The 7,946-nt window shown below is 73.5% G+C and carries 6 protein-coding genes and 1 pseudogene; 1 reads left to right on the forward strand and 6 read right to left on the reverse strand.

Going from position 1 to position 7,946, the window contains the following annotated elements; all coding sequences use genetic code 11:
- From WML84_RS10855 to WML84_RS10880, 6 genes and pseudogenes are all read right to left on the reverse strand, one after another.
- A pseudogene (locus WML84_RS10855) lies at positions 1-311 on the reverse strand (3'-5' exonuclease); the annotation flags it as partial.
- A gap of 72 nt (positions 312-383) precedes the next feature.
- Positions 384-1,196 carry an ABC transporter ATP-binding protein gene (locus WML84_RS10860; RefSeq protein ID WP_347346162.1) on the reverse strand — a complete coding sequence of 271 codons (813 nt, stop codon included), beginning with the start codon at positions 1,194-1,196 and terminating at the stop codon, positions 384-386.
- A gap of 8 nt (positions 1,197-1,204) precedes the next feature.
- On the reverse strand, positions 1,205-2,302 hold the full coding sequence (locus WML84_RS10865; RefSeq protein WP_347346163.1) for an iron chelate uptake ABC transporter family permease subunit: 1,098 nt from the start codon (positions 2,300-2,302) through the stop codon (positions 1,205-1,207).
- Positions 2,299-3,354, reverse strand: a complete 1,056-nt coding sequence (locus tag WML84_RS10870) for an iron chelate uptake ABC transporter family permease subunit (RefSeq protein ID WP_347346164.1) — start codon at positions 3,352-3,354, stop codon at positions 2,299-2,301. The genes WML84_RS10865 and WML84_RS10870 overlap by 4 nt, the downstream gene beginning before the upstream one ends.
- Positions 3,341-5,176: an SIP domain-containing protein gene (locus WML84_RS10875; protein ID WP_347346165.1), complete on the reverse strand. Its 1,836-nt coding sequence runs from the start codon at positions 5,174-5,176 to the stop codon at positions 3,341-3,343. Before WML84_RS10875 ends, WML84_RS10870 begins: the two co-directional genes overlap by 14 nt.
- Positions 5,176-6,147: an ABC transporter substrate-binding protein gene (locus WML84_RS10880; RefSeq protein ID WP_347346166.1), complete on the reverse strand. Its 972-nt coding sequence runs from the start codon at positions 6,145-6,147 to the stop codon at positions 5,176-5,178. The genes WML84_RS10875 and WML84_RS10880 overlap by 1 nt, the downstream gene beginning before the upstream one ends.
- Before the next feature lie 179 nt (positions 6,148-6,326).
- Between WML84_RS10880 and WML84_RS10885 the strand changes: the two genes are divergently transcribed.
- Positions 6,327-7,820: a helix-turn-helix domain-containing protein gene (locus tag WML84_RS10885; RefSeq protein WP_347346167.1), complete on the forward strand. Its 1,494-nt coding sequence runs from the start codon at positions 6,327-6,329 to the stop codon at positions 7,818-7,820.
- Positions 7,821-7,946: the final 126 nt, after the last annotated feature.

The raw sequence follows: 7,946 nt of genomic DNA on the forward strand, positions 1-7,946 counted from the left end.
ACCGGGATGCCGGCGGCGAACACGCTCCGGAGCGCCTCGACGACCTCTGCCACGACCTCGCGGGCCGGGCGCCCGGCGGCGCGCGCGTGCGCCGTCGTCACGCCGTGGATCGCCGTGGCGCCCTCCGGGATGTCGATGCCGGGGTCGGCGAGCCAGGCGCGCGAGCGGCGGACGGCCCCGTCGCCGTCGAGGAGGCCCACGTGGGCGGTCACGATGCGGTCGCGCGTGACGTCGACGCCCGTGGTCTCGAGGTCGAAGACGCCGATCGCGCGCGACCACGCCGGTGCCGTCGTCGCGGGGGAGAACGGCAGCGGATCCACGTCCTCGACGGTAGGGGGCACCCCCGACACGGGGCCGGCGCCGCGCCGAGCCTCCGCAGCACGTCATCGACGCGCGAGGGGGATGACGAGCGGCGTGTGCGACTCGGGGTCGTCGATGATCCGGCAGGGCAGCCCGAACACGTCGCCCACGAGCTCGGCGGTGATGACGTCGGCGGGCCTTCCCTGCGCGACGATGCGACCATCGGCCATCGCGATGAGGTGGTCGGCGTATCGGCACGCGTGGTTCAGGTCGTGGAGCACCGCCACGAGCGTGCGGCCGCCGGTGCGGTTGAGCTCGGCGCACAGCTCGAGCAGCTCGACCTGGTGGGCGATGTCGAGGAACGTGGTCGGTTCGTCGAGCAGGATGATCGGCGTCTGCTGCGCCAGCACCATCGCGACCCAGACGCGCTGGCGCTGACCGCCGGAGAGCTCGTCGACCAGTCTCCCGGACAGGTCGGCGACGCCCGTGGACTCCATCGCCGCGACGACCGCGGCCTCGTCCTCCGCGGTCCACTGGCGGATGAGCCGCTGGTGCGGGTATCGGCCGCGCGCCACCAGCTCGGCCACACGGATGCCGTCGGGCGCGAGCGAGGCCTGCGGCAGCAGCCCGAGGCGGCGGGCGACCTCCTTCGCGGGATAGGAGGCGATCGCGTGGCCGTCGAGCAGCACCGACCCCGCGCGCGGCGTCAGCAGCCGGGAGAGCGCGCGCAGCAGCGTGGACTTGCCGCACGCGTTCGGTCCGACGATCACGGTGAACGCGGCATCCGGGATGCTCACGCTCAGCTGCTCGCTGATCACGTGCCTGTCGTAGCCGATCGTGACCCGGTCCGCCCGCAGGCGGGCGCCCCGGTCGGATGCCCCGGCCCGCTCGTCCATGCCTCTCCTCATTGTCGTCGGGCCTCTCGTGCGAGGAGCCACACCAGATAGAGACCCCCGATCGAGACGGTGACCACGCCGACCGGCAGCGCGCCCGTGGGCGCGAGCCGCTGCGCGAGCAGGTCGGCCAGCGCCAGGAGCAGCGCCCCCATCAGCGCGGCCGGCAGCAGCGACACCCCGGCGGAGCGGGTCAGACGCCGGGCGAGCTGCGGCGCGGACAGCGCGACGAACGAGATGGGGCCGGCCGCCGCCGTCGCCAGAGCGGTGAACGCGACCCCGACGACGACGAGCGCCAGCCGCGTCGGCTCGGTGCGCACGCCGAGAGCCCGCGCGGCGTCGTCGCCCAGGTCGAGGATCGGGATGCGTCGCACGAGCGCGACCGCCGCGAGAGAGACGACCGCGAAGAGGATCGAGAGGGGGACGACCTGCACCCAGCCCAGTCCGTTGAGGGAGCCCGCTCCCCAGGTGGCGGCCGCCATCGCCAGCTCCAGCTCGGCCTTGAGGATGAGCCACGTGTTGACGGAGGCCAGGACGGCGCTCAGCGCGATGCCGACGATGATCAGCCGGAAGCCCTGCACGCCGCGCGTGAAGGCGAGGAAGTACACCGCGAGCGCCGTGGCGACGCCGCCGACGAGCGCCCCGGCCGCCGTGACGAAGAAGCCGCCGGTGCCGAGGACGAGCATCACGACGAGCGCGCCGGAGTAGGCGCCGGTGTTGAAGCCGATGACGTCCGGGCTGCCCAGGGGGTTGCGCGTGATCGACTGGAAGATGGCGCCGCTGACGCCCAGCGCCGCGCCGATCATGAGCGCGGCCAGCACGCGCGGCATCCGCCATTCGACGACCGCGAGCCGCTGTGCCCGCGACCCGCCGCCGAGAAGCGTCTCGGCCACCTCGGCGGGCGACATCGTGTAGGCGCCGGTCCCGAGGGCGATGAGAGCGACGAGCACCGCGGCCGCCGCCAGAGCGACCACCACGACGGCGGTGCGCACTCCGATGCGGCCGGACGGCGTGCCGTGACGCCCGCGGACGATCACGACGGCGTGGCCGAAGTCGATTCCGGGGGAGGGCGCCGACGTCGAGGCGCGTCCGGTGACCGCGCGGCTCACAGCCCGCTCGCCTTCCGTCGGCGCACCAGCAGGATGAGGACCGGCGCGCCCACGAACGCGGTGACGACCCCCACCTGCAGCTCGCCGGGGCGGATCACGACACGGCCGAGGACGTCGGAGACGAGCAGCAGCATCGGCGCGCCGACGACCGTGTAGGCGAGGATCCAGCGCTGGTCGGGCCCGACGAGCCAGCGGGCGATGTGCGGGACCATGAGCCCGACGAAGGCGATGGGCCCGGCCGCGGCCGTCGCCGCGCCGCAGAGCAGCGTCACCGCCACGACGCCGATCGCCCGCGTGCGTCGGACACGCGCGCCGAGCGCCTGCGCGAGGTCGTCGCCCAGCGCCACCGCGTTGAGCGGTCGCGCGATCGCGATCGCCAGGAGGACGCCGGCCACGACGAACGGCAGGACGGTGGCCGAGACCTCGAGACCGCGGCCGGTGAGCGCGCCCGCGTTCCACGACCTGAGCTGGTCGAACGCCCGCGGATCCAGGAGGATCAGCCCGGTGGTGAAGCCAGACAGCACGGCGCCGATCGCCACGCCGGACAGCGTGAGCCGGATCGGCGTGGCGCCTGCGCGGCCGAGCGATCCGAGGGCGTAGACGGCGACGGTGGCGACGGCGGCTCCGAGGAAGGCGAACCAGACGTAGTCGTGGATGGCGGTGACCCCGAGCAGCCCGACGGCGATCGCGACGAAGAAGGCGGCGCCGGCGTTGACGCCGAGGATGCCGGGATCGGCGAGCGGATTGCGCGTCATCGCCTGGATCAGCGCGCCGGCGACGCCCAGGGCGATCCCGACCACGAGCCCCAGCACCGTGCGGGGGAGGCGCATCTCGCGGACGATGATGCCGCTCTCGCCGTCGGCCGCGGCGAACAGGGCGTCCCAGACCGCGACGAGCGACATGTCCTTCGCTCCGATGGCGAGACTCACCAGGCACACCAGCAGGAGGCCCGCGACGGCGAGCAGCCAGCCGAAGAGCCGCAGGGCGTTCGTGGCGGCGAGTCCCGCCCCGGCGACGGGACGGGCGGCGCGCACCGGGCTAGCGACGCGCACGGAACTCGACGACGTGCGCGCCCCATCCGAGCGGCCCGACCCGCGTGACCTCTCCGCCCGCGCGCGCGACGAGAGCCCGCAGCTCCGCCTCGGTGCGCCGGCCCGAGCCGAACACGCACAGCCGACGCAGGTCGTCCTCGGTGTCGTGGTGCTCGAGCGCGCCGGGATCGAGCAGTCTCGTGACGATCGCGACGCGCTCCGCGGAGGCCGCGTGCGCGGCGAGCGCGACGACGGCGTCGTCGTCGGGCAGGACGTCCACGATGTCGACGGCCAGCAGCAGGTCGACGGGTCGGTCCAGCGGCGCGAACGGGCTGCGGTCGACGCGGCGCACCGCGTCGTGCCGCTCGGCGGCGATGTCGCCGAGCATGCGCGCGGTGAGCGTCGGGAGGCCGACGACGCTCACGTGGAGGGCGGGACGCTCCCGCAGGACGACGTCCGCGTACGAGCCGCCCGTCTCGCCGACCACGGCCACCGTCTGCACGGCCTCCCACGAGAGCGCGTCGACGATCGCGGGCGAGAGGAACGAGGCATCCGTCGCCTGGGCGTCGTGGAACCGCGCGGCACGGTCGGCGTCGTCCAGCCACTCGTGCACCGGCGTGCCGCCCACGCCGACGGCGGAACCCGTCCGGACGGCGTCGAGCAGGCCCGCGAACGACAGGTCGAGCTGCGCGTGCACGCCGTCCAGTCGCAGGCGCTCGGGCCACCAGCCGTCGGGGTCGGCGAGGAACTCCCCGTCCTCGGTCAGTGAGAACCGGTCGTCCTCGTGCGTCAGCAGCGCCATGGTCGTCAAGTGTCGCAGAAGCCGGCGCAGCGCATCGGGGTGCGCGTCGCACGCCGCCGCGACGGCCGCCGGCGTGCGTGCACCGGCGTCGATCGCCGCGAAGACGCCCAGCGTCACGGCGGCCCGCAGGGCGAACGGCGCGAGCAGCTCGGCGTGTCCGTGGATGCGCGCGAACGGATGATCGCCCTCGGCGGCGACGTCGACCACCTCGGGGTCGCCGGCGACCGTCGCGACCTCGCGCCGCCGCCAGTACCCCGCGATCTCGACGTGCTCCCTGGGGAGCTGCCGCTCCTTCGCCCAGCGCCGCACCGGCTTGAGCTCGAGCATCTCGCCGGCGACCCACAGATAGGGGCGTCCGTCCCGCCACGGCGCCGCGGTGACGGTCTCAGCCAGGCGCGAGCGCCCGCCCGCCTCGCTCCGGTAGAGCCAGGTGACCTCGACGGCGGCGTCGCTGCGCAGCTCCTGTCGATGCGCCGGGTCGGCCACTTCGATCACGACGACGGCGGGGAGCGCGGGCGGCAGCTTCTCCAGGCAGTGCGCGATCGCGGGCAACGCGGTCTCGTCGCCGCCGATCAGCATCCAGTCGACGCCCGCGGGAAGTCCCGCCGAACGCCACGGACCGGAGACCAGCACGCGGTCGCCGATCCGCGTGCGCCGTGCCCAGGTCGAGGCGAGTCCGGCGTCGTGGAGCGCGACGTCGATGGTCAGCTCGCCGGCATCCGGGTCGAACCGCCGCACCGTGTAGGTGCGGGCGCGGTCGAGGCTGCCCGGCGTCCAGTCGACGACGCCCGAACCGGTGTTGCGGGGCGGGTCGAAGGGGTGGCCGCCGGCGACGAGGTCGGGCACGACCACCTTGACGGCGTCGTCGAAGCCGTGCGAGCGCACGGCCGGGATCGCGACGCCGTCGCGTTCGTGCGCCGACATGGCCGGCCCGCCCACGACGACGCGCCGCATCCCCGGCGTGACGTCGACGACCTCGACGACCTCGAAGTCGCGGATGCAGGCCGGGAACACCGACGCCTCGCGTGCCGACCTCACCATCAGTCGGGCATGCCCGCCAGCGCGCGGTCGAGGCTGTCGAGGGCGACCAGCGCGGCATCGTAGTTGCGCTGGGCGTCGTAGTGGAGCGGTATCAGCCGGCCGGCCTGCACGGCGGGAAGGGCGCGGAACAGCTCCGAGTCGAGCACGGCCTGCATCTGCGGCGTGGGCTTGCCGTCGGTGCCGAGGGAGTAGACGATCGCGTCGTACTCCGCCAGGGTGCCCAGCTCCTCGGTCGAGAGCTCGTGCGGCTCCGCATCGGGGAACGAGAGCCCGGCGTCCTCGGGGATGTGGGCGATGTACGACCCGGCGGTCTGGTTCCAGAAGGTGCCCTCCGCCCACGAGGCGATCGCCACGAAGCGCTTTCCGTCGATCTTCGCGGCGTGCTCCTCGTGGATGTCGGCGGCGCGGGCGTCATAGTCGGCGCGGAGCCCCTCGGCCTGCTCGGAGAGGCCCACGATGTCGGCGATCTCGAGGAAGTCGTCCTTCCACTCGCCGATGGAGGCGACCTCACGGCTGGTCAGGTTCACGGTCGGCGCGATGTCGTTGAGCCGGTCGATGTCGAGCTTGTCCCAGTAGACGGCCGGCGACGTGAACAGGATCAGATCGGGCTCCAGCGCGAGGATCGCCTCGTAGTCGGGCTCGAGCGTGCGCCCGACCTTCGGGAGCTCCTGATAGCGGTCCCACGCCTCTTCGTCGTCGCCGAAGGTGCCGGGCGCGCGGTTGTCGACGGCGTCGACCCCGACGAGCGGCGATCCCTCGAGCGTCAGGAGGGCCTCGGCGGCGCCCCAGTAGGCGACGACGCGCTGGGGGTGCGCCGGGATCTCGACCGGGCCGTCGATCGACTCGACGACGCGGGTCTGGCCGGCAGCCTCGGTCTCGGCCGGCTCGGCACTGCCGGAGCACGCGGTCAGCACGAGGGCCACCGTCGCCAGCGATGCCGCCGCCGATCCGAGCAGTGCGATCCTCTTCACCATGTCACCTTTCGTCGCCGGCGATCCGTTCGCCGGCACGTCGGCCGGTCGGGGCGGCGGACGCCCCGTCCGGAGGGCGCGATCGCCCCTGGATAGGTTAGGAGAGGCTCACCTGAGAGAGGGTGCGTAGACTCTCACACTGTTATCAGATGCGTCGGGGGGAGGATGCCGCGTTGCTCGTGACCAAGCCCCCGCCCATCCCCGCGAGCCGCAAACGCGGCCCGTGGGACGCCCGTGACCACCTGCTCATGTGGGTGCACACCGGGCGGGCCCACGTGCGCCTGGCCGACGGCCGGGAACGTCGCGTCGACGCGGGTGCGGGGATCTGGATCCCCGCCGGAGCCGATCACGACATGTGGACCGAGCCGGGAACCGCGGCCGTCCCGATCGTGGTTCCTCGTCGGCTGGTGTCCGCGCCGCCCGTCGACGTCGCTCATTTCGCCGTCGACGACGATCGGCGCGAATGGTTGATCGCGAAGTACGCGCAGTCCGTGTCGCGACCCGGGCTGAGCGCGGGGCTGGACGACGTCAGCGACGTCCTCGCTCCTTCGCATCGGGCTCCGCGCCGTCGACGGCACGAGCATGCCGTCCCGATGCCTCGCTCCGGCGTCGCGGCGGGGGTCGCTGCCGCGCTCATCCGGCATCCCTTCCTGCCGTACACGGTCGACGAGTGGGCCGCCCTGATGTCGTGCAGCCCCAGCACGCTGCGGCGCGGCTTCCGGAAGGAGTGCGGAATCGGCTTCGCCGAATGGCGCCAGCTGTGCCGCGTCGAGAAGGGACGCGAGCACCTCGCCGCCGGGCTCACGGTCGGCGAGGCGGCCGAGCGTGCGGGATTCGCGTCGCGCAACGGCTTCGCCCGGGCGTTCCAGGCGCACCACGGCGTGACGCCCCGCGACTATGCGGCGTCGATCCGGACGGCACCGTCGCTCGCGTCGCACGGCCGCGCGGCGTCCGCGAGCGGTGCGGCGCATGCCCGCTCGGAACGCGGAGAGCGGCTGGCGAACAACGTCATGCTGTGGACCTACCGCGCGGACGATCCGCTCTCACGCTCCCGTCGGGGCGAGGCGGTGTGGATGCCGGCCGGCACCAGCGTCGAGAACGACGACCGCTCGGATGCCGTCACCGTGCCGCTGAGCGTGCTGTGCACCGAGTGCGTGCAGGTCGCCGAGAGGATGCGGGTGCGCTTCTCGTCGGCGTGGGACCCGTACCTCCTCTACTCGTCGGTGAGCACGCACACCCTGCTGGGACCCGACCTCCGACTCGGCGCGATGCCGCGACTCGCGCTGCCCTTCCACCGTCATGTCATCGACGCCTTTCGGGAGCAGCTCGCCGCGGAGCGCGCGCGGACGGTTCCGTTGCCGCGCGATCCGCGTGCGCGGCGACTCGCGGCAGGACTGCTGCGCGACCTCGCGGGCGGCTCGTCGTCCGTGACGGACGGGGTGCCCCGAGAGGTCCGCGCGGTCTTCCGCGAGGAGACGGGGATGAGCGTCGCGGATTGGCGGCACGCCGCCCGCATGCGCATCGCGCGCGGTCTGCTCGCGGAGGGGACCAAGGCGAGCGTCGTGGCGTCGCGGATCGGCTACACGCAGGTGTCGAACTTCAGCCGCGCGTTCACCATCTTCCACGGCGCGTCTCCGCGTGAGTTCCTGGAGCTCGAACGGGATCAGGCGTGACCGAGCGCTCGTAGACTCGACGGGTGCCCGTCACCAGCCCCTACGCCTCGCGGCTCGCCCGCATCCCGGTCGAGCGTCACGAGGTCGAGGTGCTCGGCGGGACGACCGCGTACTGGGCGTACGGCC

The organism is Microbacterium sp. (assembly GCF_039812165.1).
GTDB lineage: Bacteria > Actinomycetota > Actinomycetes > Actinomycetales > Microbacteriaceae > Microbacterium.